Below are 26,794 nucleotides of genomic sequence, written 5' to 3' on the forward strand. Positions count from 1 at the left end.
ACATTCCAGTGGCGAAGGCGAAATTCGAGCGGACCAAGCCGCACGTCAACATCGGGACCATCGGTCACGTCGACCACGGTAAGACCACTCTGACCGCGGCGATCACCAAGGTTCTGCACGACAAGTACCCCGAGCTGAACACCGCTTCGGCGTTCGACCAGATCGACAACGCGCCGGAAGAGAAGCAGCGCGGTATCACGATCAACATCTCGCACGTCGAGTACCAGACCGAGAAGCGTCACTACGCCCACGTGGACGCCCCCGGTCACGCGGACTACATCAAGAACATGATCACCGGTGCGGCGCAGATGGACGGCGCGATCCTCGTGGTCGCGGCGACCGACGGCCCGATGCCGCAGACCCGTGAGCACGTGCTGCTCGCGAAGCAGGTCGGCGTGCCCTACATCGTGGTCGCGCTGAACAAGGCCGACATGGTCGACGACGAGGAGATCCTGGAGCTCGTCGAGCTCGAGGTCCGCGAGCTGCTGTCCTCCCAGGACTTCCCGGGTGACGACGCTCCGGTCATCAAGGTCTCCGGCCTGAAGGCCCTCGAGGGCGACGCCAAGTGGGGCGAGAGCGTTCTCGAGCTGATGGAAGCCGTCGACGAGAACGTGCCGGACCCGGTCCGCGAGCTCGACAAGCCGTTCCTCATGCCGATCGAGGACGTCTTCACCATCACCGGCCGTGGCACGGTCGTGACCGGTCGCATCGAGCGCGGCCGCGTCAACGTGAACGAAGAGGTCGAGATCGTCGGCATCAAGGAGAAGTCGACCAAGACCACCGTCACCGGTGTCGAGATGTTCCGCAAGCTGCTGGACACCGGCGAGGCGGGCGACAACGTCGGTCTGCTGGTCCGCGGTATCAAGCGCGAGGACGTCGAGCGCGGCCAGGTCGTCGTGAAGCCGGGCACCACCACCCCGCACACGGAGTTCGAGGGCTCGGTCTACATCCTGTCGAAGGACGAGGGTGGCCGTCACACCCCGTTCTTCAACAACTACCGCCCGCAGTTCTACTTCCGTACCACGGACGTGACCGGCGTCGTCACCCTCAAGGAGGGTGTCGAGATGGTCATGCCGGGCGACAACACGGACATCAGCGTCGTGCTGATCCAGCCGGTCGCCATGGACGAGGGTCTGCGTTTCGCCATCCGCGAGGGTGGTCGGACCGTCGGCGCCGGCCAGGTCACCAAGATCATCAAGTGATTTAGGCGCCCCGCCCGGGGGCAATACACCCCCGGGTTAGGGGCGTCAAATCACGTGTGCGACACTATTCAGGTTGCTCGTCCTGGGGCGGCCGAACTCGTACTTCTTCGGAAGACAGGTTCCGGCCGCCCTGGTATGAGCGGCCACGGTCCGCGGAGCACTTCCTTCGGGTGAGGCTAGCGGGCAAGGGCGTTTGAGACGGCGATCAAGCTTTTCCGCCGGCTCGATGCCTCCTCACGTTGAGGAAGACCAGGCAAGACGAAGATCCCGCGGGATCCGTCTGTGCGTCGGGCACGACACGCCCGACCGCGTGGACCGGGGACAGGGCCGTTGAACTGGGAAAACCTCAGTCAGACTGAGGTTTGAAAAGACAAAAGCGGCACGAGACGACAAGGAACGAGCAGCCACCATGGCGGGACAGAAGATCCGCATCCGGCTCAAGGCCTACGACCACGAGGCGATCGACACCTCGGCGCGCAAGATCGTCGAGACGGTCACGCGCACCGGCGCCCGTGTTGTCGGGCCGGTGCCGCTGCCCACCGAGAAGAACGTTTACTGCGTCATCCGCTCGCCGCACAAGTACAAGGACTCGCGCGAGCACTTCGAGATGCGCACGCACAAGCGTCTGATCGACATCCTCGACCCGACGCCGAAGACGGTCGACGCGCTCATGCGCATCGACCTGCCGGCGAGCGTCGACGTCAACATCCAGTAGCAGCGGCTGGCGAGCGGCGGAGAGTAAGAGACTCATGTCTGACAGGCAAGTGAAGGGCATCCTGGGCACCAAGCTCGGCATGACCCAGGTCTTCGACGAGAACAACCGGGTCGTCCCGGTGACCGTCGTCCAGGCCGGGCCGAACGTGGTCACCCAGGTTCGGACCCAGGAGAACGACGGCTACAAGGCCGTGCAGCTGGCTTTCGGCGCGGTCGACCCGCGCCGGGTGAACAAGCCGCGCACCGGCCACTTCGACAAGGCGAGCGTGACCCCGCGCCGTTACCTTGCCGAGCTGCGTACCACCGACGCCGAGACCTACGAGGTCGGCCAGGAGATCACCGCCGAGGTGTTCGAGGCCGGTATCGAGGTCGACGTGACCGGTACCAGCAAGGGCAAGGGCTACGCCGGTGTCATGAAGCGTCACGGCTTCAAGGGCCAGGGCGCGAGCCACGGTGCCCAGGCCGTGCACCGCAAGCCCGGCTCGATCGGTGGCTGCGCCACCCCGGGCCGCGTCTTCAAGGGCCTGCGCATGGCGGGCCGGATGGGCAACGACCGGGTCACCACGCAGAACCTGACCGTGCACGCGGTGCGTGCCGAGGACGGCCTGCTGCTGATCAAGGGCGCCGTGCCCGGTCCCAAGGGCGGCCTGCTGTTCGTTCGCAGCGCCGCGAAGGGTGGTAACTGAACATGACCAGCGTCGAGCTGAAGACCCCGGCCGGTAAAGCCGACGGCACGGTCGAGCTCCCCTCGGAGATCTTCGACGTGCAGGCCAACGTGCCCCTCATGCACCAGGTCGTGGTGGCCCAGCTGGCCGCCGCGCGCCAGGGCACGCATGACACCAAGACCCGCGGTGAAGTCCGCGGTGGTGGCAAGAAGCCGTACCGCCAGAAGGGCACCGGCCGTGCCCGCCAGGGTTCGACCCGTGCGCCGCAGTTCGTCGGCGGTGGTGTCGTCCACGGCCCCACGCCGCGTGACTACACCCAGCGGACCCCGAAGAAGATGAAGGCCGCCGCCCTGCGTGGCGCCCTCTCCGACCGGGCCCGTGCCGGGCAGCTGCACGTCATCACCGAACTGGTGACCGGCGAGAAGCCGTCCACCAAGTCCGCCAAGGCCGCCATCGCCGCGGTGACCCAGGCCAAGCGCGTTCTCGTGGTCCTGCACCGCGACGACGAGCTGGGCTGGAACTCCGTGCGCAACCTGGCCGAGGTCCACATCATCACGCCCGACCAGCTCAACACCTACGACGTGTTGGTCAACGACGACGTGGTGTTCACCAAGGCCGCTTACGACGTGTTCGTCGCCGGTCCCGTCCGGGGCAAGGGCGCGAAGGCTTCGGCTCGGTCGAGCGAGGTTGAAGGGAGTGACGAGCAGTGAGTGCGATCGCCATCCCCGATCCCCGCGACATCTTGCTCGCGCCGGTGATCTCCGAGAAGTCCTACGGGCTGCTCGAGGAGCACAAGTACACGTTCATCGTCCGCCCGGACGCCAACAAGACCCAGATCAAGATCGCGGTCGAGAAGGTGTTCGGCGTCAAGGTGGTCAGCGTCAACACGGCCAACCGCCAGGGCAAGCGTAAGCGGACTCGCGCCGGCTTCGGCAAGCGCAAGGACACCAAGCGCGCCATCGTGACTCTTTCGGCTGAGAGCAAGCCGATCGAGATCTTCGGCGGACCCACCGCGTAAAGGACTGAGCTGACACATGGGCATCCGCAAGTACAAGCCGACGACCCCGGGTCGTCGCGGTTCCAGCGTCTCCGACTTCGCCGAGATCACTCGGTCGACCCCGGAGAAGTCGCTGCTGCGTCCGCTGAGCAAGTCCGGCGGCCGTAACTCCAGCGGCAAGATCACCACCCGGCACAAGGGTGGTGGCCACAAGCGTGCGTACCGGCTGATCGACTTCCGCCGGAACGACAAGGACGGCGTTCCCGCCAAGGTCGCGCACATCGAGTACGACCCCAACCGGTCCGCTCGTATCGCGCTCCTGCACTACGCCGACGGCGAGAAGCGCTACATCATCGCCCCGGAGAAGCTCAAGCAGGGTGACACGGTCGAGAACGGCCCCCGCGCCGACATCAAGCCGGGTAACAACCTGCCGCTGCGCAACATCCCGGTCGGCACCGTGATCCACGCGATCGAGCTCCGCCCCGGTGGCGGCGCGAAGATGGCGCGGTCCGCCGGTGCCAAGGTGCAGCTGGTGGCGAAGGACGGGCCGTACGCCCAGCTTCGTCTCCCGTCGGGCGAGATCCGCAACGTCGACGTGCGCAACCGCGCCACCATCGGCGAGGTCGGCAACTCCGAGCACTCCAACATCAACTGGGGCAAGGCGGGCCGTAACCGCTGGCGCGGCAAGCGCCCCACCGTCCGTGGTGTCGTCATGAACCCGGTCGACCACCCGCACGGTGGTGGTGAGGGTAAGACCTCCGGTGGTCGCCACCCGGTGAACCCGAACGGTAAGCCCGAAGGCCGCACCCGCCGCCGCAAGGCTTCCGACGCCATGATCGTCCGCCGCCGGCGTACCGGCAAGAAGCGCTGAGCAGGGAGGTAGAAGAACATGCCACGTAGCCTCAAAAAGGGCCCCTTCGTGGACGACCACCTGCTCAAGAAGGTGGACGCTCTCAACGAGTCGGGCAAGAAGACCGTGATCAAGACGTGGTCCCGCCGGTCCACGATCATCCCGGATTTCCTGGGTCACACGATCGCGGTGCACGACGGCCGCAAGCACGTCCCGGTGTTCGTCACCGAGGCGATGGTGGGTCACAAGTTGGGCGAATTCGCGCCGACTCGGACCTTCAAGGGCCACATCAAGGACGACCGCAAGTCGCGCCGCCGCTGAGCGGGCACGAGAGAACAAGGAACTAGCGATGAACGCCCAGAACGACGTGGCCGAGGCTTTGCCGACGGCTTACGCGCGGGCTCGCTTCGTCCGGGACTCGCCTACCAAGGTGCGCCGGGTGATCGAGCTGATCAAGGGACGTAGCGCCGCCGACGCCTTGGCCGTGCTCCAGTTCGCCCCGCAGGCGGCAAGCGAGCCGGTCGCGAAGGTGCTCGCCAGCGCCGTGGCCAACGCCGAGAACAACCTCGATCTCGACCCGGACACCCTCTGGGTCAAGAACGCCTACGCCGACGAGGGCCCGACCCTCAAGCGCATCCGTCCGCGGGCCCAGGGCCGCGCGTACCGGATCCGCAAGCGGACCAGCCACATCACCGTCGAGGTGGAGTCGCGTCCCAAGGCCGAGGCCAAGAAGGCACAGGGCAAGAAGAAGGCAGGTGGCCGGTAGTGGGCCAGAAGATCAACCCGCACGGCTTCCGCCTGGGTATCACCACGGACTGGAAGTCGCGTTGGTACGCCGACAAGCAGTACGCGGAGTACGTGGCCGAGGACGTCAAGATCCGGAAGCTGCTGTCCACGGGCATGGAGCGCGCCGGGATCTCCAAGGTCGAGATCGAGCGCACCCGTGACCGGGTCCGCGTCGACATCCACACCGCCCGGCCGGGCATCGTCATCGGCCGTCGCGGCGCGGAGGCCGACCGCATCCGCGGCGCGCTGGAGAAGCTGACCGCCAAGCAGGTCCAGCTGAACATCCTCGAGGTCAAGAACCCCGAGGCCGACGCCCAGCTCGTCGCTCAGGGTGTCGCGGAGCAGCTGAGCAACCGTGTGGCGTTCCGCCGCGCGATGCGCAAGGCGATCCAGACCTCCATGCGTTCGCCGCAGGTCAAGGGCATCCGCGTGCAGTGCGGCGGTCGTCTCGGCGGTGCCGAGATGTCCCGCTCCGAGCACTACCGCGATGGCCGCGTCCCGCTGCACACGCTGCGCGCCGACATCGACTACGGCTTCTTCGAGGCCAAGACGACGTTCGGTCGCATCGGCGTGAAGGTGTGGATCTACAAGGGCGAGCTCGTGGGTGGCCTCAAGGCCAAGGAGGCGCGTGACGCCGCCGCGGCCGCCGAGCGCGCCCCGCGCCGTGACCGTGGTGACCGTCCGTCCCGCCCGCGCCGCTCCGGCGCGTCGGGCACGACGCCGACCTCGACCGAAGCCGGCCGGGCCGCCGCCGCCGCGAAGAGCGGCGACGCTCCCAAGGGCGACACGGCCACCGAGGCCCCGGCTGCTGAGACTGCAGAAAAGACGGAGGGCTGACACGTGCTCATCCCGCGCAGGGTCAAGCACCGGAAGCAGCACTCCCCGAAGCGCCACGGTGCCGCCAAGGGCGGTACGAAGGTGAACTTCGGCGAGTACGGCATCCAGGCGCTTGAGCACAGCTACGTGACCAACCGGCAGATCGAGTCCGCTCGTATCGCCATGACGCGTCACATCAAGCGTGGCGGCAAGGTGTGGACGACCATCTACCCGGACCGCCCGCTGACCAAGAAGCCGGCGGAAACCCGCATGGGTTCCGGTAAGGGTTCGCCCGAGTGGTGGATCGCCAACGTGAAGCCGGGCCGCGTGATGTTCGAGATCTCGTTCCCGAACGAGGAGACCGCCCGCGAGGCGCTCCGTCGCGCGATCCACAAGCTGCCCATGAAGTGCCGCATCGTGACCCGTGAAGGTGGTGAGTTCTGATGGCGAAGGCAGGTGCCGCCCAGGCATCGGAGCTGCGTGAGCTCACCGCGGAAGAGCTCGTTCTGCGTCTGAAGGAATACAAGGAGGAGCTCTTCAACCTCCGCTTCCAGATGGCGACCGGACAGCTCGACAACAACCGCCGTCTGCGCACCGTCCGTACGGACATCGCGCGGATCTACACGGTCATGCGCGAGCGTGAACTCGGCCTGTCCGTTTCCCCTGACGCCGAGAGTGAAGGTGCCGCATGAGCGAGCAGCCCAACGCTGAGGCGGCCCCCCGCAACGACCGCAAGGTCCGTGAGGGTTACGTCGTCTCGGACAAGATGAACAAGACGATCGTGGTCGAGCTCGAAGACCGCAAGAAGCACCGTCGTTACGCCAAGGTTCTCCGCAGCACCAGCAAGGTCAAGGTGCACGACGAGAACAACGAGGCGGGCGTGGGCGACCGGGTCACCCTGATGGAGACCCGCCCGCTGTCGGCGACCAAGCGCTGGCGTCTGGTGCAGATCGTGGAGAAGGCCAAGTAAGTAGGGCTCTCTTTGAGTCCCTTAGTTCCGCAAGGCTCGCGCTTCACCGCGAGAACCAGCGCGACATACAGGAGTAGACGTGATCCAGCAGGAGTCGCGGCTTCGGGTTGCCGACAACACGGGCGCGAAGGAGATCCTTTGCATCCGCGTTCTCGGTGGCTCGGGGCGGCGCTACGCGGGCATCGGCGACATCATCGTCGCCACCGTGAAGGACGCCATGCCGGCCGCCGGCGTGAAGAAGGGTGACGTCGTCAAGGCCGTCATCGTTCGCACGCGCAAGGAGCGCCGTCGTCCGGACGGTTCTTACATCCGCTTCGACGAGAACGCTGCTGTGCTCATCAAGAACGACAATGAGCCCCGCGGCACCCGCATCTTCGGGCCGGTCGGCCGCGAGCTGCGCGACCGAAAGTTCATGAAGATCATTTCGCTCGCGCCGGAGGTGTTGTAGAGCATGAAGGTGAAGAAGGGCGACACGGTCGTCGTCATCGCCGGCAAGGACAAGGGTGCCAAGGGCAAGGTCATCCAGGCCTACCCCGAGCGCGAGCGCGTGCTGGTCGAGGGCGTGAACCGGATCAAGAAGCACACGCGGATCTCCCAGACCCAGCGCGGCGCGCAGTCCGGCGGCATCGTCACGCAGGAAGCGCCCATCCACGTCTCGAACGTGATGGTCGTCGACTCCGACGGCAAGCCGACCCGGGTGGGCTACCGCATCGGCGAGGACGGCAAGAAGGTCCGGGTCTCGCGCCGGAACGGTAAGGACATCTGATCATGACCACCGCAGAGAACATCGCCCCGCGCCTCAAGGTGCGGTACCGCGAGGAGATCAAGGGGCAGCTCCAGCAGGAGTTCTCCTTCGAGAACGTCCACCAGATCCCGGGCGTCGTCAAGGTCGTCGTGAACATGGGTGTCGGTGACGCCGCCCGTGACAGCAAGCTGATCGAAGGCGCCATCCGCGACCTGGCCGCGATCACCGGGCAGAAGCCCGAGGTTCGCAAGGCTCGCAAGTCCATCGCGCAGTTCAAGCTGCGTGAGGGCCAGCCGATCGGCGCGCGCGTCACGCTGCGCGGCGACCGGATGTGGGAGTTCCTCGACCGGCTGCTGACCATCGCGCTGCCGCGTATCCGTGACTTCCGCGGGCTTTCGCCGAAGCAGTTCGACGGCAACGGCAACTACACGTTCGGTCTCAACGAGCAGTCCATGTTCCACGAGATCGACCCGGACGCCATCGACCGCCCGCGCGGTATGGACGTCACTGTCGTCACCACCGCCAACACCGACGACGAGGGCCGCGCGCTGCTTCGCAAGCTCGGCTTCCCGTTCAAGGAGAACTGAGTCGATGGCCAAGAAAGCACTGGTCCACAAGGCCGCGAAGACGCCGAAGTTCAAGGTGCGCGGTTACACGCGTTGCCAGCGGTGCGGTCGCCCGCACTCGGTGTTCCGCAAGTTCGGGCTCTGCCGGATCTGCCTTCGCGAGATGGCACACGCGGGCGAGCTGCCCGGCGTCCGCAAGTCCAGCTGGTAAGAGTCTTTTTTAACTCCCACTTCGCCACAGGCCCTGCAGTGAGTGCGGGGAACCAGGGCGAGAAAGGTTGACAGGTCACCATGACGATGACCGACCCCATCGCAGACTTCTTGACCCGTCTGCGTAACGCGAACTCGGCGTACCACGACGAGGTCGTGCTTCCCCACTCGAAGATCAAGGCGAACATCGCCGAGATCCTCAAGCGCGAGGGCTACATCTCGGGCTACCGCGACGAGCCGGGCGAGAAGCACAAGAACCTCGTCGTGGAGCTGAAGTACGGCCCCAACCGTGAGCGCAGCATCGCCGGCCTCCGCCGCGTGTCCAAGCCCGGTCTGCGGGTCTACGCAAAATCGACCGAACTGCCGTCGGTTCTCGGTGGCCTCGGCGTCGCGATCATCTCGACGTCGTCCGGCCTCCAGACCGACCGTCAGGCCAAGCGAAACAGCGTGGGCGGCGAAGTCCTCGCCTACGTCTGGTAAGGAAGGGGGCAAAGACATGTCACGCATTGGAAAGCTGCCGGTCGCCGTCCCCTCCGGGGTCAAGGTGACCATCGACGGTCAGCAGATCAAGGTCGAGGGGCCCAAGGGCACCCTCGAGCACACCATCGCCGAGCCCATCACCGTCGAGCAGGCCGAAAACGGCACGCTCGAGGTCAAGCGGCCCGACGAGGAGCGCACCAGCCGTGCCCTGCACGGTCTCACCCGGACGCTGGTCAACAACCTCGTCGTCGGTGTGACCGAGGGCTACGAGAAGAAGCTCGAGATCCACGGTGTCGGTTACCGCGTGCAGGCCAAGGGCTCGGACCTCGAGTTCGCCCTCGGCTACAGCCACCCGGTGAAGATCGAGGCCCCGGAAGGCATCACCTTCAAGGTCGAGACCCCCACCCGGTTCTCGGTCTCGGGCATCGACAAGCAGAAGGTCGGCCAGATCGCCGCGGTCATCCGCAAGCTGCGCCGCCCGGACCCGTACAAGGGCAAGGGCCTGCGCTACGAGGGTGAGAAGATCCGCCGCAAGGTCGGAAAGACGGGTAAGTGATCATGAGCGACACGACTACGAAGCGCAAGCCGGTCGGCAAGGACATCTCGACCCGCCGCCGCGTCGCGAAGGCCCGTCGGCACTTCCGCCTTCGCAAGAAGATCAACGGCACGGACCAGCGTCCGCGCCTGGTCGTCAAGCGTTCGTCGCGGCACATCGCCGTGCAGCTGATCGACGACCTCGCCGGCAAGACCCTGGCGTCGGCGTCCACCCTCGAGGCGGACGTCCGCGCGCTGGAAGGCGACAAGAAGGCCAAGGCCGCCAAGGTCGGGGAACTCGTCGCCGCCCGCGCCAAGAACGCCGGTGTCTCGACCGTGGTGTTCGACCGTGGTGGCAACGCCTACCACGGCCGCATCGCGGCGCTCGCCGACGCCGCGCGTGAGGCGGGGTTGGAGTTCTGATGCAGCAGATGCTCGTGAATGGAAGGAAAGCCTGATGCCGGGACGTACACGGCAATTCGGCGGCGGCCAGGGCGGACCCGGCGGACAGGGCGGCAACGACCGCAATGACCGTCGCGACCGCCGGGACCGGCGCGACAGCGGCCGTGGCGGGGCCGGCCAGGAGAAGACCCCGCACCTCGAGAAGGTCGTGACGATCAACCGCGTCGCCAAGGTCGTCAAGGGTGGTCGTCGCTTCAGCTTCACCGCCCTGGTGGTCGTCGGTGACGGCGACGGTCAGGTCGGCGTCGGCTACGGCAAGGCCAAGGAAGTTCCCGCGGCCATCGCCAAGGGCGTCGAGGAAGCGAAGAAGAACTTCTTCCGCGTTCCCCGCGTCGCCGGCACCATCCCCCACCCGATCCAGGGTGAGGAAGCCGCCGGTGTCGTGCTGCTCCGTCCGGCCTCGGCCGGTACCGGTGTCATCGCCGGTGGCCCGGTGCGCGCGGTGCTGGAGTGCGCGGGTGTCCACGACGTGCTGTCGAAGTCGCTCGGCTCCGACAACGCGATCAACATCGTGCACGCGACCGTGGCGGCCCTGAAGGGTCTGCAGCGTCCCGAAGAGGTCGCGGCCCGCCGCGGTCTCCCGCTCGAGGACGTCGCTCCGGCTCGCATGCTGCGTCAGCGCGCGGGTCAGGGGGTCTGATCATGACTCAGCTCAAGGTGACCCAGGTCAAGAGCAAGATCGGCACGAAGCACGCTCACCGCGAGTCGCTGCGCACCCTCGGGCTGCGCAAGATCCGCCAGAGCGTCGTGCGTGATGACACTCCCGAGGTGCGCGGCCTTATCCACACCGTCCGCCACCTGGTGGAGGTCGAGGAGGTCAAGGCATGACTGCCATCAAGATCCACCACCTTCGTCCGGCTCCGGGCGCGAAGCGCGACAAGATCCGCGTCGGCCGTGGTGAGGGCTCGAAGGGCAAGACCGCCGGTCGCGGTACCAAGGGCACCAAGGCCCGGAAGAACGTGCCCGCCGGTTTCGAGGGTGGGCAGATGCCCATCCACATGCGGCTCCCGAAGCTTCGCGGCTTCAAGAACCGCTTCCGTACCGAGTACCAGCCGGTGAACGTGGGCGACATCGCCCGCGTCTTCCCGGAGGGTGGCAAGGTCGGCGCCGAGGAGCTCGTCGCGAACGGTCTCGTCCGCAAGGGCAAGCTCGTGAAGGTGCTCGGCAACGGCGACGTGAACGGCGTCAAGCTGGACGTCACCGCCGACGCTTTCTCCGGCTCCGCCAAGGAGAAGCTCTCCGCCGCCGGTGGCTCTGCCACCACGCTCTGAGCTCGCTCCCGCTTCACCCGGCTCCCTCCGCTTCGCTGCGGGAGCCTCAGCTTCACCGAAAGGCCCGCCCGGCTCCGCCCGGCGGGCCTTTCGCTTGCGCTCCGGCGCCGACCTGCGTTTAGCGGGCTAAACGCGATCCGGTCCCTCAGGCGTGCGCTCCCGCGCCGACCTGCGTTTAGCGGGCTAATCGCGATCCCGGCGCGGGCAGGCCGTCCGGCCCCCGACCTGCGTTTAGCCCCCTAATCGCGATCTGATGCTGGAGGCGCGGGCGTGGCGGAAGGGGCCCTGTGCTGGAAGGATCGCGAGGTGGCCACACCTCCCGGGCAGGATCCGCAGCCCCTTCAGCAGCCGGACGCCCCGCCGGTGATCGTGTCGATTTCCGGATCCACGGACCCTGCGGGCAAACCGGTCCGGTCGGGCCGGCCTGAGCCCCGCAGGCTCGTCGCGGCGGGATTGGCCACTCTGGCCATGCTGCTCGCCGCCCTGGGCTGCCTCTTCCCGTTCTTCAGCATCGAGCATCGGTTCTCTTTCGATCGCAGCGACGCCGTCATGGTCGTGTTCATTCAAAGCGCGTGGGATACGAAGGTCCTTCAGCCCAACCAGCCTCCTTTCAGCGCACCGTCCACACCTGTCGGTATTCCGGTCCTGATCGCCGCGGCGATCCTTCTGGCGGCCGTGATCGTCAGTGCCCGTGCCTCCCGCCTGCGGCGCCCGGGCGCTTTGGACCGATGGCTAACCACCATCGCGGCGGTGTTCCTCACCGGAGTCGTCGCGACTGCCGCCACCTTGAGTTTCGGGCGCACGATGGGCGAGTCCGTCGAGACGTCGACGACAGTGGGCGCGGGTATGTGGGCCCTCTTCGCCGCGGTCGTGGCCGCGGCGGGCGCGGCCGTCATGAGCCACCGCGTTCAGGACGACGAGGTCCCAGTGAGCGGCGACCCGAGCCTCGCGGACATGCCTACACCGAAGCACGGCATCTCCGTCGCGGTCCTCCCGCCGGAGCCTCAGCCGGAGAAGCCGGACTACTCCGCTTTCGCGCCTCCACCGGATCCTGGCGCGAAAGAGCGCGATTAGCCCGCTAAACGCGCTCGCGGCCGCCGATACGGTGGGGGAGGAGGTGGCCGATGACTTGGGCGGTGGTCTTTTTCGGAGCGGCGGTCCTCGTGGCTTTTACGCCAGGGGCGAACAACCTGCTCGGCATGCATCACGGCATGACGCAGGGGGCCTGGAAAGGGCTCGCCGGGCTGTTAGGCCGATTGGCCGCGTTCACGGTGCTCATCGCGGCCGTCGCCGCAGGGCTCGGGCAGCTCCTCGCGGCGTCGGAGCTTGCACTCACAGTGATCAAATGGGCGGGCGTCGCCTACCTGGTCTGGATCGGCGGGCGCCTGCTGTGGTCGACGTTCCGTGCCGGGGGAACCGCGCTGGTCCAGGCGCCGCGAGGCACTGAATCCGTACCCGCACTCCGGATCGCGAGGAAGGAATTCGTCGTCGCGATCACGAATCCGAAGGCGATCCTCATCTTCACGGCGTTCGTACCCCAGTTCATCGACGCAGCTCACGGCTCCTTTCCCGTTCAGATCGCGATTCTCGGCGCCGTCTACCTGCTCGCCGAGTTCGTGGCGGGCGCGACCTACATCGGGGCGGGCGCGCTCGTGAAGTCGCTCCGGCTGTCTCGCCGGGCGACTCGCAACGTCGACCGCGGCACCGGCGTCGTGCTTCTCGGCATGGCGGGCGCGCTCGCCACTTCGAGCTCCTGATCACGGTGCGTTTAGCCCCCTAATCGCGATCCGGTGGCCGGAAAAGTGAGGCACGGTAAGGCGATCTGTCAAGATCCGCGAGCGAGAAGCGGCGGCCGATCAACCCCGCGGACCAACCTTCGTCCGGAAAACCCACACGCACTGCGGACACGCCCTGTGAAGCTGTTAGAGTCGGCGACACGCTTCGGGACGAGTGTGCCCCGAAGCGTTCCTGGCTTGTGCCAGAAAGCTGTGTGTTCCCGCCGGCCCCAGGCCGGCCAAGCCGATCGTCGGTAAGACAGCCGACGACGCCGAGGAGGTTCCCCGCGTGCTCAGCGCCTTCCGCTCGGCTCTAGCGACGCCGGATCTACGTAAGAAGATCCTGTTCACGCTAGCCATCGTCGCGGTCTACCGAATCGGTGCCACCATCCCGGCCCCGGGCATCTCGTATTCCGCCGTGCAGCAATGCACGGAGACCGGGTCGCAGGAGGGCGTCTATCAGCTGCTGAACCTGTTCAGCGGCGGTGCACTGCTGCAGCTGTCGCTGTTCTCGACCGGCATCATGCCGTACATCACGGCGAGCATCATCGTCCAGCTCCTCACCGTGGTCATCCCGCGGTTCGAGGAGCTGAAGAAAGAAGGACAGGCCGGTCAGGGCAAGCTGACGCAGTACACCCGGTACCTGACGATCGCCCTCGCGGTCCTGCAGGCGACCGGTGTGGTGGCACTCGCCGACCGCAAGCAGCTCTTCCCGCAGTGCGACACCGCGATCATCCCGGACAACAGCGTCTACACGCTGGCCATCATCGTCATCACGATGACCGCCGGTACCGCCGTCATGATGTGGCTGGGTGAGCTGATCACCGAGCGCGGCGTCGGCAACGGCATGTCCGTCCTCATCTTCCTGAACATCGCGGCCCGCATCCCGATCGAGGGTGGCAACATCCTCAGCAGCGCCGGCCCGGTGGTCTTCACCCTGATCTGTGTGTTCGGCCTGGTGATCATCGCCAGCGTCATCTTCGTCGAGCAGGGCCAGCGCCGGATCCCGGTGCAGTACGCCAAGCGCATGATCGGCCGCCGCATGTACGGCGGGACGTCGACCTACCTGCCGATCAAGGTGAACCAGGCCGGTGTCATCCCGGTCATCTTCGCCTCGTCGCTGCTCTACCTGCCGGACCTGATCAGCCGCCTCGTCGGCGACGCCAACAGCAACGCGGGCTGGCAGGTCTTCATCCAGAACTACATCGTCAACCAGTCCAGCTGGGCGCACGTCCTGCTGTACTTCGCGTTGATCATCTTCTTCACGTACTTCTACATCACGATCACGTTCAACGTGGACGAGCGTGCGGAAGAAATGAAGAAGTTCGGTGGCTTCATCCCGGGTATCCGCCCGGGCCGACCCACCGCGGAGTACCTCAGCTACGTCCTCGGCCGGATCACCCTGCCGGGCTCGCTGTACCTGGGCATCATCGCGATCCTTCCGAACTTCTTCCTGTCCGTCACCGGCAGCGGGAACAACCAGAACTTCCCGTTCGGTGGCACGGCTGTGCTGATCATGGTCGGTGTCGGCCTCGACACCGTGAAGCAGATCGAAAGCCAGCTGATGCAACGTAACTACGAAGGGTTCTTGAAGTGACGCGCCTGGTTCTCGTTGGCCCTCCTGGCGCGGGCAAAGGTACTCAGGCGGTAGCACTGTCGGAGAAGCTCCGGATCCCGCACATCTCGACCGGCGATCTGTTCCGCGCCCACGTGGGCGAGCAGACGCCGCTGGGCCAGGAAGCCAAGCGCTACCTGGACTCCGGTGAACTCGTGCCCGACTCGGTCACGAACGAGATGGTGCGCGAGCGCCTCGCCGAACCCGACGCCAAGGTCGGTTTCCTGCTCGACGGGTTCCCCCGCAACACTAAGCAGGCCGACGTCCTCGGTGAGATCCTCGGCGAGGTCGACACCAAGCTCAACGCGGTCATCCAGCTCCAGGTCTCGGAAGACGTCGTCGTCGATCGGCTGCTGTCGCGCGGCCGTTCGGACGACACCGAAGAGGTCATCCGCCGCCGTCAGCAGATCTACGTGTCCGAGACCGCTCCGCTGCTCGAGTACTACGCGGACATCCTGGTCACGGTCGACGGCGTCGGCACGGTCGACGAGATCTCCGCCCGCGTGCTGGAAGCGCTGCGCGACCGCACGTGAATCTCGGAGGACTGCGTGTACTGCAACGGCTTCGTCGTGGGCGCATGATCGAAATCAAGACCCCTGGCGAGCTCCAGGCGATGCGGGCCGCCGGACTGGTCGTCTGGCGCACCCTCACCGCGGTGCGTGAGCTTGCCAAGCCGGGGGTGACCACGGCCGACCTCGACGAGCTCGCCGAGCAGACGATCCGTGACGCCGGCGCGGTGCCCTCGTTCAAGGGGTACCACGGCTTTCCGGCGTCGATCTGCGCTTCGGTGAACGAGCAGATCGTGCACGGCATCCCGTCGAAGACGCAGGTCCTGAACGACGGCGACATCATCTCGGTGGACTGCGGTGCCATCCTCGACGGCTGGCACGGCGACTCGGCGGTCACCCTCGCGATCGGCGAGGTGTCGAAGGCGGATCTCGCGCTCTCGGCTGCCACCGAGGCGGCGATGTGGGCGGGGATCGCCGCCGTGTCGTCGGGTGGCAGGCTCACGGACATCTCGCACGCGGTGCAGACCGCGGCCGAGAAGGCGAGCCGGGAAGACGGCATCGAGTACGGGATGATCGTCGAGTACGGCGGCCACGGCATCGGGCGCCAGATGCACATGGACCCGTTCCTGCCGAACCTGGGCAAACCGGGCAAGGGCCCGCGGCTCAAGACCGGGATGGCGCTCGCGATCGAGCCTATGCTGACCGGTGGCGGCGGGGAGACCGTCGAGCTCGAGGACGGCTGGACCGTCGTGACCGCCGACGGCTCGCGGGCCGCGCACTGGGAGCACACCGTCGCGATCACCGACGACGGCCCGTGGGTGCTCACCGCCCCCGAAGACTCCTGACCTCGCCCTTCGCCGTCCGGATCGCGTTTAGCCCGCTAAACGCACGTGTGCCCGGACCGCGTTTAGCCTGCTAAACGCACGTGTGCCCGGACCGCGTTTAGCCTGCTAAAGGCGCACGGGTCTCCGGAGCGCGATTAGCCCGCTAAACGCAAGTGCGTCCGCTGGTCGGTGGAGCGCCCCGGCCCGCCAGTGAGGCGCCCGCCCGCTGCCTCCATCGGGTGCACCTCGCCCGCCGGTCGCCCCAGGTCGCGGGCCCACCGGATCGCGATTAGCCCGCTAAACGCAGGTCGGCGAGGGCGTACGATGGTGGAGGCCAGATCAGGCGGGCTCGAGGGGTCACCTAACACAGTCACCCCCGTTTGGGGCTCGCGACACGGGTTGCGTACACTGTCAAGTCGGTGTACTCATCGCGCCCGGATCCTGCGTGCTCGTGAACTCTCGCGAACGGACATTGGACCCGGGCAGGAGTGTGCCGATGCACCACCCAGCCAAGCACTCAAGCTTTGACTGATCACACAGTGTAGCGACAGGAAATGCGGAGGACATGGGCAAGAAAGACGGGGCCATCGAGGTCGAAGGCCGCGTAGTCGAGCCGCTCCCCAACGCGATGTTCCGCGTCGAGTTGGAGAACGGCCACAAGGTCCTTGCACACATCAGCGGCAAGATGCGGCAGCACTACATCCGCATCCTGCCCGAGGACAGGGTTGTCGTGGAGCTCTCGCCCTACGACTTGTCACGTGGTCGCATCGTCTACCGCTACAAGTGATCACGACGAGTTAGCACAAGCAGGAGAGCAGGAGACGTGAAGGTCCAGCCGAGCGTCAAGAAGATCTGCGACAAGTGCAAGGTGATCCGCCGTCACGGCCGGATCATGGTGATCTGCGAAAACCTGCGGCACAAGCAGCGGCAGGGCTGATCACTCGCACTCGTACAGAGTGGATTGACGGCTACACAATCTCCCCGCACCTGCCGGGCCGTGCGAACGGCCCGGTTCACCCTCGGACTTCAGGCCGAGGCCGGGACACCCGAAGCGCAAGCAGAGGGCACGACAGGCGAGTCGGTCCCGGGACCGGACGGGGAGCAGACCTGAAGATGAATTCTATGAAGGAGCATCAACGCCAATGGCACGACTCGCTGGCGTAGACCTCCCCCGCGAAAAGCGGTTGGAGATCGCGCTGACCTACATCTACGGCATCGGCCGTACCCGCTCGAAGCAGCTCATCGCGGCTGCCGAGCTCAACGCGGACACTCGCGTCAAGGATCTGAGCGATGACGACCTCGCCAAGCTGCGGGTCTACATCGAGGAGAACTTCAAGGTCGAGGGTGACCTTCGCCGCGAGGTGAACGCCGACATCCGTCGGAAGATCGAGATCGGGTGCTACGAGGGCCTTCGCTGGCGTCGCGGACTTCCCGTCCGTGGTCAGCGCACCAAGACGAACGCCCGCACCCGTAAGGGTCCGAAGAAGACGGTCGCCGGCAAGAAGAAGGCTGGCAAGAAGTGAGCGTCCAGGGCAAGAAGGTCGTGCGTATGGGCGGCGTCCACCGCCGCGGCTCGGCTTGTGTCTCGCCCAAGGCGCTCTACGCCCGCCCGATGGCGCTCCGCAACCTGTACACCGACGCCGGTTCGATCATCCGGCGCGGCCAGGCCGAAGCGGTCGCCGCTCACCAAGAGAACGCGCGCTAACAGGAGAACCCTCAGAACATGCCACCGAAGTCTCGTACTGCGGCGGGGGCCAAGAAGGTCCGCCGCAAGGAAAAGAAGAATGTCGCGCACGGTCACGCGCACATCAAGAGCACCTTCAACAACACCATCGTCTCGATCACGGACCCGACCGGTGCCGTGATCGCGTGGGCGTCGAGTGGTCACGTGGGCTTCAAGGGCTCGCGTAAGTCCACCCCGTTCGCCGCGCAGATGGCCGCCGAGAACGCCGCCCGCAAGGCTGCCGAGCACGGCATGAAGAAGGTCGACGTCTTCGTGAAGGGCCCGGGTTCGGGTCGCGAGACGGCGATCCGCTCGCTGCAGGCGGCCGGCCTCGAGGTCGGCACCATCCAGGACGTGACCCCGCAGCCTCACAACGGCTGCCGCCCGCCCAAGCGGCGCCGGGTCTGAGGAACGGGGAGGAGTAAGAAGAAATGGCTCGTTACACCGGCCCCGCGACGCGTATTTCGCGTCGCCTCAAGGTTGACCTCATCGGCGGCGACCAGGCTTTCGAGCGTCGCCCCTACCCGCCGGGCCAGCACGGCCGCGGGCGCATCAAGGAGTCCGAGTACCTCCTGCAGTCGCAGGAGAAGCAGAAGGCTCGCTACACCTACGGCGTTCTCGAGCGTCAGTTCGTCCGGTACTACAAGGAAGCCGTCCGGCGTCCGGGTAAGACCGGTGAGAACCTGCTGCAGATCCTCGAGTCCCGGCTGGACAACGTGATCTACCGCGCCGGCATCGCCCGCACCCGCCGTCAGGCGCGTCAGCTGGTGAGCCACGGCCACTTCCTGGTCAACGGCGTCAAGGTCAACGTCCCGTCCTACCAGGTCACGAAGTGGGACATCATCGACGTGCGGCCGAAGTCGTTCGCGATGCTGCCCTTCGTCGCGGCCAAGGAGTCCTTCGGCGAGCGTCCCGTTCCCGCGTGGCTCCAGGTCGTTCCGTCCAACCTCCGCGTGCTGGTCCACCAGCTCCCGGAGCGCGCTCAGATCGACGTTCCGGTTCAGGAACAGCTGATCGTCGAGCTCTACTCGAAGTGATCCACCATCGGGCCGGGGTTTCCCCGGCCCGATGTGGGCACGGGCGGCGGCGCCCGGAGTGCGCCGCCGCTTCGCCATCCCTTTCGGTGTCATATGGCGGGCGCCGTTTGGAAAGGAATTAGGAAAGATGCTGATTTCCCAGCGACCGGCTCTCGGCGAAGAGACGGTCAACGAGACCCGCTCCCGGTTCACCATCGAACCGCTGGAGCCCGGCTTCGGCTACACGCTCGGCAACTCGCTGCGGCGCACGCTGCTGTCGTCCATTCCGGGCGCGGCCGTGACGAGCATCCGCATCGACGGCGTGCTGCACGAGTTCACCACCGTTCCCGGGGTGAAGGAAGACGTCACCGACATCATCCTGAACCTCAAGGAGCTCGTGGTCTCCTCGGAAGAGGACGAGCCGGTCACCATGTACCTGCGCAAGCAGGGCCCTGGTGAGGTCACCGCCGCCGACATCGTGCCCCCGGCCGGTGTCACCGTGCACAACCCGGATCTGCACATCGCGTCGCTGAACGGCAAGGGCAAGCTCGAGATCGAGCTTGTCGTCGAGCGCGGCCGCGGTTACGTTCCGGCCCTGCAGAACAAGCAGGCGGGCGCGGAGATCGGCCGGATCCCGGTCGACTCCATCTACTCCCCGGTGCTGAAGGTGACCTACAAGGTCGAGGCGACCCGTGTCGAGCAGCGCACCGACTTCGACAAGCTGATCCTGGACGTGGAGACGAAGCCGTCGATCACGCCGCGGGACGCTGTCGCGTCGGCCGGTAAGACGCTGGTGGAGCTGTTCGGTCTCGCGCGCGAGCTGAACGTCGACGCCGAAGGCATCGAGATCGGCCCGTCGCCGCAGGAGGCGGACACCATCGCCGCCTACGCGATGCCGATCGAGGACCTGGACCTCACCGTCCGGTCGTACAACTGCCTCAAGCGCGAGGGCATCCACACCGTCGGCGAACTGGTCTCGCGCAGCGAGGCCGACCTGCTGGACATCCGCAACTTCGGTGCGAAGTCGATCGACGAGGTCAAGCTCAAGCTCGTCGGTCTCGGCCTCGCGCTGAAGGACAGCCCGCCCGGGTTCGACCCGACCGCGGCCGCGGCCAGCTACGACGGTGAAGGCTGGTCCGAGGGCGTCGACAGCATCACGGACGGAATTTCGGACAACGGCCACGACGATGGCCAGGACTACGCAGAGACGGAGCAGCTGTAAGGCCAGCTACGGCTCCCTCACACCAGTAGGGGTGGGGGAGCGACGGCCTCCAGCTGTGAGCTGAACGAGGAGAACCGATGCCCACCCCCACAAAGGGACCCCGTCTCGGCGGGTCGCCCGCGCACGAACGGCTGATCCTGGCCAACCTGGCCACCCAGCTGTTCGAGCACGGCAAGATCACGACGACCGAGGCGAAGGCCCGGCGGGTGCGCCCGCTGGCCGAGAAGCTGATCACGAAGGCGAAGCGGGGCGACCTGCACAACCGTCGTCAGATCCAGCGTGTCGTGCGCGACAAGGACGTCGTGCACAAGCTGATCGCCGAGATCGGTCCGTTCTTCGCGGAGCGTCCGGGTGGCTACACCCGGATCACCAAGACGATGGCGCGTAAGGGCGACAACGCCCCCATGGCCGTCATCGAGCTGGTAGCCGAGAAGACCGTCACCGCCGAGGCCGAGGCCGCGCGCAAGACGAAGTTCGCGAAGGACGAGCCGAAGGCTGCCGCCCCGGCCGCCGAGGAGACCACCGACGCCCCTGAGGCTGCCGACACGGCCGCCACCGAGGCTCCGGAGGCCACCGAGGCTCCCGCCGCCGACGAGGCCGCTGAGGCCCCCGCTGCGGACGCGGACAGCAAGAAGGACTGACGTCCTGACGGCACCGAACACCCCGGACGAGCCCGCCACTCCCACTGCGGAGGGCGGGCTCGTTCGTCTGCGTCTGGATGTCTCCTACGACGGCACCCATTTCTCCGGCTGGGCGCGGCAGCCCGGGCGGCGCACGGTGCAGGGAGTCCTCGAAGAGGCGCTCGCGAAGCAGCCTCCAGGAGCTTCGGTCCCGAAGTCCGTCGTCGTCGCCGGCCGCACCGATGCCGGTGTGCACGCGGCGGGCCAGGTGGTCCACGTCGACGTGTCGCCTTTAGCGGGCAAAACGCGATCCGGCCGTCTGGAACTGGACGAGCACGGCGTTCCTGACCTGGGGCGGATGCGTCACCGCTGGAATCGGTACCTGCCGGGCGACGTGCGGGTGCTGGATGCCCGCGTCGCGCCGCCTGGGTTCGACGCGCGGTTCTCTGCCGTGCGTCGTCACTACCTCTACCGCGTTTCGGACGCGCCATGGGGCGTGGATCCGTTGCGGCGTCACGACACTCTCGCCTGGGGCCGCCCGCTTTCGGTCGACGCGATGAACGAGGCGTCGGAGGCTCTCCTGGGCCTGCAGGACTTCGCGGCCTTCTGCAAGCAGCGCGAGGGCGGGACGACCATTCGCGAGCTACAGCGGCTTGTCTGGCGGCGGACCGGGCCGCACGCGGTCGAGGTCGCCGTCTCCGCCGACGCGTTCTGCCACTCGATGGTGCGCAGTCTGGTGGGGGCACTGCTCTTGGTCGGGGACGGCCGCCGTCCGCTGGGCTGGCCCGGTGATGTTCTGGAGAGCCGGACGCGCGACAGCGCTGTGGCTCCCGCACACGGCCTGACGTTGATGGCGGTCGACTATCCGCCGGACGCCGAACTCGCCTCCCGCGCCGATCAAACGCGCGCCATGCGCAGTCCCTCCTGACTCGGCCGCGGCGCGGTTAGCGGGCTAATCGCGCTCCGGCGGCGGGCCCGCCAGACGGACTCGACGATGCCTTTGAAGTCTTTCGCCAGGTCTTCCGCGGTGACGATGACGAATCGCCAGCCTTCGGCCTCCACACGTCTTCGGCGTTTGCGATCGTGGGCTTGTTGCTTCGGTGTGTTGTGCCAGCGGCCGTCGTATTCGACGGCGACCTTGAACTGCTCGTCCCCCAGGTCGAGGCGAGCGAGGAAATGACCGGTTCGGGCGGTGACCTCGAGCTGAGGCGTCGCCGTGATGCCGCCGGCGGCCAGCACGATGCGGAGCTCCGATTCCGGGGGCGACTCCGCGCGAGGGTCGGACAGTCGCAAAGCATGTCTGGCCAAGCGGATTCCCCTGTTGCGACGACCGTAGAACTCCCTGTTGAGACGTAGGTCGGTGAGTTTCTCGGCTCTCAAGAACTGGTCCAGATCCGGTACGCCGATGCGGAGCCGGCGCACCCAGCCGGATTTGCGAGGAGAAAGCCGGAGGAGCAGATCGAGCGCGGTTCGGCTTTTCCGCGCGATCCGAATACCGTTCCACGGCCTCGATTCCTCGGGTTTGACTTCGGTACGCCGAACCTTGATACCGACTATCGGGCCGAAGCGATTCTTCTCCGGGACGATCATCTCGACCGGATCGTGAGGTTTGGCCAGCTCGACGCCCTGAACCGTCGCGGCCGATCGTCCGGTCAGCACCGCTTCGGGAGGCGCCAGCAACGCGGCTCCGCGGCAGCGCAATTCATGCGTGACCTCGACATCGGCGCGCGTGTAGACGTCCTGGAACAGCCGTCGGACGCTTGATCCGCGTAGCTGGCTGGCCGTGATGAGGCCTGCCTTGCGGGCTTCCGAACCGCGGAAGACGTCGGGAAGATGAGATGTATCGAAGGGTTTGGTCATATCGGCACAGTGATCGACAAGACCGACAACCTATGCCCGTGACTGCCAATTCGAGGGTGTTTATCCACAACCCCCGGCCTATCCACAGCCGGCGCTATTGCCCCTTGACGGACAGGCTCCGCGACCCGGATCGCGTTTAGCGGCCTAATCGCGACGCGGGCAGGACGCAAAACGGGGGCACCGTCCGAAAAGGACAGTGCCCCCGCAGAGCACGATTAGCCCGCTAAAGTCGACGCGGGCGGGGTTAGTCGCCGCGGCGCACGGGGCCCAGGATCTGCTGCTCTTTCGCCGTGGTGACCAGGCGAAGAGGGCGCCAGAGGTTCCGGCCAAGGGCGACCACCTGGTCGTCCTTCAGCGTCGTGAGCTGCTTCATCATCTGGGGCGGGAGCCGCCAGATCCGGGCGGCCAGCTCGGCCTGTCCCGGCGGGAGTCGCTGCATCAGCACCAGGTCGGCGGCGTTCGCGGTCGCCCCGGCCTGCGGGTGCAGGTACGGCAGCACGTAGACCGTCGTCTGCCACGGCGACCGCGGCGGGAACAGATCCTGCGGCGTCGGGCCACCGTCGGTCACGACAAGCAGGGGCGCGTCCTCGGAGGGCCGCGGAAGGTCCACCGGCGACAGCCGCCGGATCTGCACCAGCGGCGAAGGCCTGCCGTTCGGCTGGGTCCCCGCGGCCTGGGGGAGCACCTGCCACGCGGCCGGACGTCCGGTCGCGACGACGACCCACGCGCCGACCGCCATCGCCCGCAGCGCTACCTGGCGAGCCAGGTAGAGGCCACCGACCAGCACGATCCGGGTCGGCGTCGAGCGCAGCGCCGAGATCGTCAGCGGTTCGCCCTTGAGCCCGGAGCCGAGAACGATGCCACCGCGATCACCGGATGGGCTGATCGCGTCGAGCATCGCCGGGTCGACGGTGAATTCCGGGGCGACGCCGGCGCTCTGGCCGGCGTCGCGCATGCGGGTGCTCATGCCGTGCCTCCGATCGGCAAAGTCGCGGAGAACCCGGAGATCTGCAGGCCGCGCAGCGGCGTCAGCGTCACACCCAGCCGGTCCGAGATGCCCTGCAGCCGTTGGTCGGCCGCGTCCAGTTCACGCGGGTTCCGCGCGCTCAGGCGCACGATTCCCCGCAGGCCGATCTTGCCCTCGTCCGCGGACGGCGAGATCGACATCGCCACCGTCGCCGACAGCGCGCGGACACTGGTCAGCGCGTTCAGGCTGCCGCTGATCTTGCCCTTCGGCCAGCTGGTGATCGCGTAGCTCGCGTGGCCGATACCGGCGGCGGTGACGCCGGTCCAGCGTTCCTGCAGACCGACCTTCCCCTGCGAACCGGCGACCGCGGTCAGCTCGGCGGCCGAAATGCTGGACCGCAGCAACTCGTCCGGGTCGAGCGGCCGGGTCGGTACACCCTGCGATTCCAAGGCGTTGCGCACTCGTGAGAGCGCGCCGATCAGGGCACGATGCGCACCCACGACGCCGCCGCCGCGTTCGCGGATGGCGGCCGGGCACCGGCGCGGGTCGAGCCGGATGGCGACCCACGTCGTCCGCCGCGCCGCCGCGGGGAGCGGGCCGAGCACCTCCATGTAGGAGCTGAGGGCGGGCGAGTCCGACGGAAGCGCGGCGCTGCCCGGGTAGCAGTGCCAGATCATCTGGATCGAGTCGAGGACCACACCGCGGTCTTCGAGGCACGGTGCGAGCGCGGACAGCGGCAGGCTCGGTGCGCCACCGGCTTGGGTGATCAGCGCGGGCGCGGGTTCGACGAGCAGGACCGCGGTCCACGTCCCGTCGTTCCACGCGATGCCGACCTGCTGGCGTTCGTGGTCCACGCCGTGCGCGACGACAAGATCGGGAACGGCGAGGCGCAGCAGGTTCACGCGGGCGTCGTCGGGGCCGGTGACGGCGTCCTCTTCGGCGGCGAGCGACTCGAGGCTGCTCGGCGGAAGCGGATTCGCGACCCGATCGTGCGAACGGAACGTGTACCGCATGGTGAGTCCAGCCCATTGGGTGAACCAACGGCCGCCCCAGCGCAGGAACGCGATGATGAGCGCGAACGCGAGCACGCCGATCGCGACGTACTTCAGCTTCATGTCGATCGCGAGCAGGACGAGACCGATCGCAAGCCCGAGCTCGAGCACGACCAGGTTCGCCACGGGCAGCGGACCGAGGTTGATCCCGCCGGTGCGGCGCCGCGCAGGCGCGTCGAACCGTGCCACCGGAGCGGGCGGGGGACCGGACTGCGGGCCGGGGCCGCCGGACGGGGGACCGCCAGGGCCGCCTGGCCCTCCAGGTCCACCGGGACCTCCCGGACCACCAGGCCCGCCGGGGCCCTTGGGCCCTCCGGGACCACCGGGGCCGCCAGGACCCTGCGGTCCGCCAGGCCCTCCAGGGCCGCCTGGGCCCCCGGGACCACGAGGAACACCGGGACCTCCCGGGCCTCCGGCCGGGCCGCCCGGACCACCCGGTCTGCCGGGCCTTGGCGGCGGTCCCGGCGGACGACCAGGAGGTTGCGGCCCCGGAGGGCCGGGCGGACGTGGAGGAGTGGTGACGGACATCCGCGCTTTCTCTTCCCCTCGTGCTTGCTGCGTACCCGGAAAGCCGGTCCCGAGGAACTTGACACTAGCTGGAGTTGGTAGAAACCCCACACCAGACGGTCCCCGTACGGCTATCCTGCGGAACCGTACCGCGACGGGGAGGACTGTAGGTCGAGAATGCCATCAACACCGACTACTAAGTCTCAAGTTCAGGCTTATCAGTTCGTTCTGCGACGGATGCAATCCGCGCTGGTCCGTCGCGACGCCGTCATGCTCCACGACCCGATGCGCACGCACACGCGGGCCACCATCGTGGGTGTCGTGCTGGCCGCGCTGGGCGTCCTGGTCTTCGTCATCTGGGGCCTGCTGAGCCCGAAGCCCGCCGTGCCGGAAGCGGGCAACATCGTCATCGGCGAACAGTCCGGAACGGTTTACGTCGTGGCCGGGAACCCGAAAAAACTGATCCCGACCTTCAACCTCGCCTCCGCGCGGCTGCTGATCATCGCGCAGTCGAAACAGGGGGCGCAGCAGGCGGGTGCCAAGCCTTCCGGGCCCACGCAGGCGTCCGAAGTGAAGAACCCCACAGTCGTCTCGGATGAACAGCTGAAGAACATCCCCCGCGGTCAGCTCATGGGTATTCCGAACGGCCCGCAGCTGATGCCGACGGACACTCAGCGGGTCTCCCCGGACTGGGGTGTGTGCGACGAGGTCATGTACGACCCGTCCGTGCCTCAGCCGGACCTCACGAAGACGGAGACGACCGTCTACGCGGGCGTGAAGCAGCTCGGAAGCCGTGAGCTCGGCCAGAACGAAGCCTTGCTGGCCAAGGGCGCCAACGGCCGCGAGTACCTGATCTACCGGCAGAAGCCGGACCCGAACGCCCGGAACGCGAACGCCGTCAAGGCCGAGATCCAGCCTGACGCCGACGCCGTCCGTTCCGCGCTGAAGCTGCCCAATCAGCCCCGCGGTATCTCGCAGGGCCTGCTGGACGCGATCCCCGAGGTTCCGGAGCTGAAGCTCCCGGACGTCCCGGGCAAGGGCGAGACCCCGGCCTACGAGATCGAAGGCATGAAGGTCGGTGACGTGTTCTCCACGGAGCAGGCCGAAGGGCGGAAGGACTTCCACCTCATCACGAGGGAAGGCATCCAGGCCATCTCGCCGGCCGTCGCGGACATCGTGAAGACCGGGAAGAACGACGGCAGCACCTCGGTCAGGTCCGTGCCGCTGGCCGCGATCCGCAACCTCACGCGGGTTTCCCAGGTCGTCGAGCTCGACGCGTACCCCCAGACCGTGCCGACGGTGCTCAACGCGACCCAGGGCTCCCGGGTCTCCTGCCTGAGCTGGTCCATCACCGGTGAAGGCGCTTCCCGGGACGCGCACACGGCCGTGTTCGTCGACGACAAGCTGCCGAAGGGCCGGAACGCCGACGGATCCGCGCCCGGCGTCAAGATCGGTACCCCCGGCCCGGTCGGCGCGCCGATCAACAGCTTCTACATGGAGCCCGGCTTCGCGGCGGTCGTCCAGTCGGCGACCGGCAAGGAGACCTTCGACAAGGGGCCGATCCAGCTGATCTCCGATCGCGGGATCCGGTACGGCGTCCCCGACGCCGTCACGGCGGATTCGATCGGGCTCAACAAGCGGGTTCCCGCGCCCGAATCCATCGTCAGGATCCTGCCCACCGGCGCTTCGCTGAACACGCAGGACGTGCTCCGGACGTTCGACACCGTGCCGATCGACGACAGGGCCGGTTCAGTCGCCACGCAGTCGCAGCAGGCTCCGGCGGGTAACTGAGCACGGGAACCCCTCGGACGGCGCGAGCGTCTCAACGCCCGAGCG

General features: G+C 67.1%; 40 protein-coding genes. 37 read left to right on the top strand and 3 right to left on the bottom strand.

Going from position 1 to position 26,794, the window contains the following annotated elements:
- Nucleotides 1–8 precede the first annotated feature (8 nt).
- From tuf to truA, 36 genes are all read left to right on the top strand, one after another.
- Nucleotides 9–1,202: an elongation factor Tu gene (gene tuf, locus H4W30_RS42445; RefSeq protein WP_016331088.1), complete on the top strand. Its 1,194-nt coding sequence runs from the start codon at nucleotides 9–11 to the stop codon at nucleotides 1,200–1,202.
- A gap of 409 nt (nucleotides 1,203–1,611) precedes the next feature.
- Nucleotides 1,612–1,917 (top strand): 30S ribosomal protein S10, encoded by a 306-nt coding sequence (rpsJ, locus tag H4W30_RS42450; RefSeq protein WP_003102098.1) that lies wholly within the window; start codon nucleotides 1,612–1,614, stop codon nucleotides 1,915–1,917.
- 34 nt (nucleotides 1,918–1,951) lie between these two features.
- Nucleotides 1,952–2,602, top strand: a complete 651-nt coding sequence (gene rplC, locus H4W30_RS42455; RefSeq protein WP_007031036.1) for a 50S ribosomal protein L3 — start codon at nucleotides 1,952–1,954, stop codon at nucleotides 2,600–2,602.
- A gap of 2 nt (nucleotides 2,603–2,604) precedes the next feature.
- A complete protein-coding gene (rplD, locus tag H4W30_RS42460) occupies nucleotides 2,605–3,291 on the top strand; it encodes a 50S ribosomal protein L4 (protein ID WP_192747829.1) in 687 nt (228 codons plus the stop codon).
- Complete coding sequence (gene rplW / locus H4W30_RS42465) at nucleotides 3,288–3,599, top strand: 50S ribosomal protein L23 (protein ID WP_126733348.1); 312 nt, start codon at nucleotides 3,288–3,290, stop codon at nucleotides 3,597–3,599. The genes rplD and rplW overlap by 4 nt, the downstream gene beginning before the upstream one ends.
- A gap of 16 nt (nucleotides 3,600–3,615) precedes the next feature.
- A complete protein-coding gene (rplB, locus tag H4W30_RS42470) occupies nucleotides 3,616–4,449 on the top strand; it encodes a 50S ribosomal protein L2 (protein WP_005166779.1) in 834 nt (277 codons plus the stop codon).
- A gap of 18 nt (nucleotides 4,450–4,467) precedes the next feature.
- Entirely contained in the window at nucleotides 4,468–4,749 is a 282-nt protein-coding gene (gene rpsS / locus H4W30_RS42475) for a 30S ribosomal protein S19 (RefSeq protein WP_003102083.1), read from the top strand.
- A gap of 28 nt (nucleotides 4,750–4,777) precedes the next feature.
- Nucleotides 4,778–5,194 carry a 50S ribosomal protein L22 gene (gene rplV, locus H4W30_RS42480; protein WP_005166780.1) on the top strand — a complete coding sequence of 139 codons (417 nt, stop codon included), beginning with the start codon at nucleotides 4,778–4,780 and terminating at the stop codon, nucleotides 5,192–5,194.
- On the top strand, nucleotides 5,194–6,051 hold the full coding sequence (gene rpsC / locus H4W30_RS42485; protein ID WP_192747830.1) for a 30S ribosomal protein S3: 858 nt from the start codon (nucleotides 5,194–5,196) through the stop codon (nucleotides 6,049–6,051). Before rplV ends, rpsC begins: the two co-directional genes overlap by 1 nt.
- Before the next feature lie 3 nt (nucleotides 6,052–6,054).
- A complete protein-coding gene (gene rplP, locus H4W30_RS42490; protein ID WP_005166782.1) occupies nucleotides 6,055–6,474 on the top strand; it encodes a 50S ribosomal protein L16 in 420 nt (139 codons plus the stop codon).
- Nucleotides 6,474–6,722, top strand: coding sequence for a 50S ribosomal protein L29 (gene rpmC, locus H4W30_RS42495; protein ID WP_007031040.1), 249 nt, complete (start codon nucleotides 6,474–6,476; stop codon nucleotides 6,720–6,722). The genes rplP and rpmC overlap by 1 nt, the downstream gene beginning before the upstream one ends.
- A complete protein-coding gene (gene rpsQ, locus H4W30_RS42500; RefSeq protein ID WP_007031041.1) occupies nucleotides 6,719–7,000 on the top strand; it encodes a 30S ribosomal protein S17 in 282 nt (93 codons plus the stop codon). The genes rpmC and rpsQ overlap by 4 nt, the downstream gene beginning before the upstream one ends.
- A gap of 79 nt (nucleotides 7,001–7,079) precedes the next feature.
- Entirely contained in the window at nucleotides 7,080–7,448 is a 369-nt protein-coding gene (gene rplN / locus H4W30_RS42505; protein WP_005166785.1) for a 50S ribosomal protein L14, read from the top strand.
- Nucleotides 7,449–7,451: 3 nt separating this feature from the next.
- Nucleotides 7,452–7,766, top strand: coding sequence for a 50S ribosomal protein L24 (rplX, locus tag H4W30_RS42510; RefSeq protein WP_005166786.1), 315 nt, complete (start codon nucleotides 7,452–7,454; stop codon nucleotides 7,764–7,766).
- Nucleotides 7,767–7,768: 2 nt separating this feature from the next.
- Entirely contained in the window at nucleotides 7,769–8,332 is a 564-nt protein-coding gene (gene rplE / locus H4W30_RS42515; protein ID WP_093938476.1) for a 50S ribosomal protein L5, read from the top strand.
- A gap of 4 nt (nucleotides 8,333–8,336) precedes the next feature.
- A complete protein-coding gene (locus tag H4W30_RS42520) occupies nucleotides 8,337–8,522 on the top strand; it encodes a type Z 30S ribosomal protein S14 (protein ID WP_005166789.1) in 186 nt (61 codons plus the stop codon).
- Nucleotides 8,523–8,602: 80 nt separating this feature from the next.
- Nucleotides 8,603–9,001, top strand: coding sequence for a 30S ribosomal protein S8 (rpsH, locus tag H4W30_RS42525; protein ID WP_007031043.1), 399 nt, complete (start codon nucleotides 8,603–8,605; stop codon nucleotides 8,999–9,001).
- A 16-nt stretch (nucleotides 9,002–9,017) separates the two neighbouring features.
- Nucleotides 9,018–9,557, top strand: a complete 540-nt coding sequence (gene rplF / locus H4W30_RS42530) for a 50S ribosomal protein L6 (RefSeq protein WP_005166793.1) — start codon at nucleotides 9,018–9,020, stop codon at nucleotides 9,555–9,557.
- Between the two features lie 2 nt (nucleotides 9,558–9,559).
- Entirely contained in the window at nucleotides 9,560–9,958 is a 399-nt protein-coding gene (gene rplR, locus H4W30_RS42535) for a 50S ribosomal protein L18 (protein WP_007031045.1), read from the top strand.
- A 34-nt stretch (nucleotides 9,959–9,992) separates the two neighbouring features.
- Nucleotides 9,993–10,637 carry a 30S ribosomal protein S5 gene (rpsE, locus tag H4W30_RS42540; RefSeq protein ID WP_007031046.1) on the top strand — a complete coding sequence of 215 codons (645 nt, stop codon included), beginning with the start codon at nucleotides 9,993–9,995 and terminating at the stop codon, nucleotides 10,635–10,637.
- Nucleotides 10,638–10,639: 2 nt separating this feature from the next.
- Nucleotides 10,640–10,825 carry a 50S ribosomal protein L30 gene (gene rpmD, locus H4W30_RS42545; RefSeq protein ID WP_007031047.1) on the top strand — a complete coding sequence of 62 codons (186 nt, stop codon included), beginning with the start codon at nucleotides 10,640–10,642 and terminating at the stop codon, nucleotides 10,823–10,825.
- Nucleotides 10,822–11,268 (top strand): 50S ribosomal protein L15, encoded by a 447-nt coding sequence (gene rplO, locus H4W30_RS42550; RefSeq protein WP_034304258.1) that lies wholly within the window; start codon nucleotides 10,822–10,824, stop codon nucleotides 11,266–11,268. Before rpmD ends, rplO begins: the two co-directional genes overlap by 4 nt.
- 270 nt (nucleotides 11,269–11,538) lie before the next feature.
- On the top strand, nucleotides 11,539–12,342 hold the full coding sequence (locus H4W30_RS42555; RefSeq protein ID WP_318780777.1) for a hypothetical protein: 804 nt from the start codon (nucleotides 11,539–11,541) through the stop codon (nucleotides 12,340–12,342).
- Nucleotides 12,343–12,392: 50 nt separating this feature from the next.
- Nucleotides 12,393–13,025 (top strand): LysE family translocator, encoded by a 633-nt coding sequence (locus H4W30_RS42560; RefSeq protein WP_192747831.1) that lies wholly within the window; start codon nucleotides 12,393–12,395, stop codon nucleotides 13,023–13,025.
- 307 nt (nucleotides 13,026–13,332) lie between these two features.
- Entirely contained in the window at nucleotides 13,333–14,640 is a 1,308-nt protein-coding gene (secY, locus tag H4W30_RS42565) for a preprotein translocase subunit SecY (RefSeq protein ID WP_126733351.1), read from the top strand.
- Nucleotides 14,637–15,191 carry an adenylate kinase gene (locus tag H4W30_RS42570; RefSeq protein ID WP_192747832.1) on the top strand — a complete coding sequence of 185 codons (555 nt, stop codon included), beginning with the start codon at nucleotides 14,637–14,639 and terminating at the stop codon, nucleotides 15,189–15,191. The genes secY and H4W30_RS42570 overlap by 4 nt, the downstream gene beginning before the upstream one ends.
- A 44-nt stretch (nucleotides 15,192–15,235) precedes the next feature.
- On the top strand, nucleotides 15,236–16,012 hold the full coding sequence (map, locus tag H4W30_RS42575; protein WP_192747833.1) for a type I methionyl aminopeptidase: 777 nt from the start codon (nucleotides 15,236–15,238) through the stop codon (nucleotides 16,010–16,012).
- Nucleotides 16,013–16,556: 544 nt separating this feature from the next.
- Nucleotides 16,557–16,778, top strand: a complete 222-nt coding sequence (infA, locus tag H4W30_RS42580; RefSeq protein ID WP_005166804.1) for a translation initiation factor IF-1 — start codon at nucleotides 16,557–16,559, stop codon at nucleotides 16,776–16,778.
- A 36-nt stretch (nucleotides 16,779–16,814) separates the two neighbouring features.
- Nucleotides 16,815–16,928 carry a 50S ribosomal protein L36 gene (rpmJ, locus tag H4W30_RS42585; RefSeq protein WP_004558882.1) on the top strand — a complete coding sequence of 38 codons (114 nt, stop codon included), beginning with the start codon at nucleotides 16,815–16,817 and terminating at the stop codon, nucleotides 16,926–16,928.
- A gap of 205 nt (nucleotides 16,929–17,133) precedes the next feature.
- Nucleotides 17,134–17,514: a 30S ribosomal protein S13 gene (gene rpsM / locus H4W30_RS42590; protein WP_005166805.1), complete on the top strand. Its 381-nt coding sequence runs from the start codon at nucleotides 17,134–17,136 to the stop codon at nucleotides 17,512–17,514.
- Nucleotides 17,511–17,696, top strand: coding sequence for a hypothetical protein (locus tag H4W30_RS42595; protein WP_005166807.1), 186 nt, complete (start codon nucleotides 17,511–17,513; stop codon nucleotides 17,694–17,696). Before rpsM ends, H4W30_RS42595 begins: the two co-directional genes overlap by 4 nt.
- Before the next feature lie 18 nt (nucleotides 17,697–17,714).
- Entirely contained in the window at nucleotides 17,715–18,122 is a 408-nt protein-coding gene (rpsK, locus tag H4W30_RS42600; RefSeq protein ID WP_004558885.1) for a 30S ribosomal protein S11, read from the top strand.
- Nucleotides 18,123–18,145: 23 nt separating this feature from the next.
- Nucleotides 18,146–18,751, top strand: a complete 606-nt coding sequence (gene rpsD, locus H4W30_RS42605; protein WP_007031054.1) for a 30S ribosomal protein S4 — start codon at nucleotides 18,146–18,148, stop codon at nucleotides 18,749–18,751.
- A 127-nt stretch (nucleotides 18,752–18,878) separates the two neighbouring features.
- Nucleotides 18,879–19,952 carry a DNA-directed RNA polymerase subunit alpha gene (locus H4W30_RS42610; protein WP_005166811.1) on the top strand — a complete coding sequence of 358 codons (1,074 nt, stop codon included), beginning with the start codon at nucleotides 18,879–18,881 and terminating at the stop codon, nucleotides 19,950–19,952.
- A 77-nt stretch (nucleotides 19,953–20,029) separates the two neighbouring features.
- Nucleotides 20,030–20,593, top strand: coding sequence for a 50S ribosomal protein L17 (gene rplQ, locus H4W30_RS42615; RefSeq protein ID WP_192747834.1), 564 nt, complete (start codon nucleotides 20,030–20,032; stop codon nucleotides 20,591–20,593).
- A gap of 73 nt (nucleotides 20,594–20,666) precedes the next feature.
- Nucleotides 20,667–21,500: a tRNA pseudouridine(38-40) synthase TruA gene (gene truA, locus H4W30_RS42620; protein ID WP_225951075.1), complete on the top strand. Its 834-nt coding sequence runs from the start codon at nucleotides 20,667–20,669 to the stop codon at nucleotides 21,498–21,500.
- On the opposite strand, the gene H4W30_RS42625 is transcribed toward truA, so the two are convergent.
- From H4W30_RS42625 to eccE, 3 genes are all read right to left on the bottom strand, one after another.
- Nucleotides 21,470–22,432, bottom strand: a complete 963-nt coding sequence (locus H4W30_RS42625; RefSeq protein ID WP_192747835.1) for an endonuclease domain-containing protein — start codon at nucleotides 22,430–22,432, stop codon at nucleotides 21,470–21,472. The two genes, truA and H4W30_RS42625, sit on opposite strands and share 31 nt — an antisense overlap.
- 244 nt (nucleotides 22,433–22,676) lie before the next feature.
- Nucleotides 22,677–23,399 carry a hypothetical protein gene (locus H4W30_RS42630; protein ID WP_126733355.1) on the bottom strand — a complete coding sequence of 241 codons (723 nt, stop codon included), beginning with the start codon at nucleotides 23,397–23,399 and terminating at the stop codon, nucleotides 22,677–22,679.
- Nucleotides 23,396–24,577 carry a type VII secretion protein EccE gene (gene eccE, locus H4W30_RS42635; RefSeq protein ID WP_192748032.1) on the bottom strand — a complete coding sequence of 394 codons (1,182 nt, stop codon included), beginning with the start codon at nucleotides 24,575–24,577 and terminating at the stop codon, nucleotides 23,396–23,398. Before eccE ends, H4W30_RS42630 begins: the two co-directional genes overlap by 4 nt.
- Before the next feature lie 558 nt (nucleotides 24,578–25,135).
- Here eccE and eccB point away from each other — a divergent pair.
- Nucleotides 25,136–26,749, top strand: coding sequence for a type VII secretion protein EccB (gene eccB / locus H4W30_RS42640; RefSeq protein WP_192747836.1), 1,614 nt, complete (start codon nucleotides 25,136–25,138; stop codon nucleotides 26,747–26,749).
- The last annotated feature ends 45 nt before the right edge of the window (nucleotides 26,750–26,794 follow it).

This window comes from Amycolatopsis roodepoortensis (genome assembly GCF_014873915.1).
In the GTDB taxonomy this organism is placed as follows: Bacteria; Actinomycetota; Actinomycetes; order Mycobacteriales; family Pseudonocardiaceae; genus Amycolatopsis; species Amycolatopsis roodepoortensis.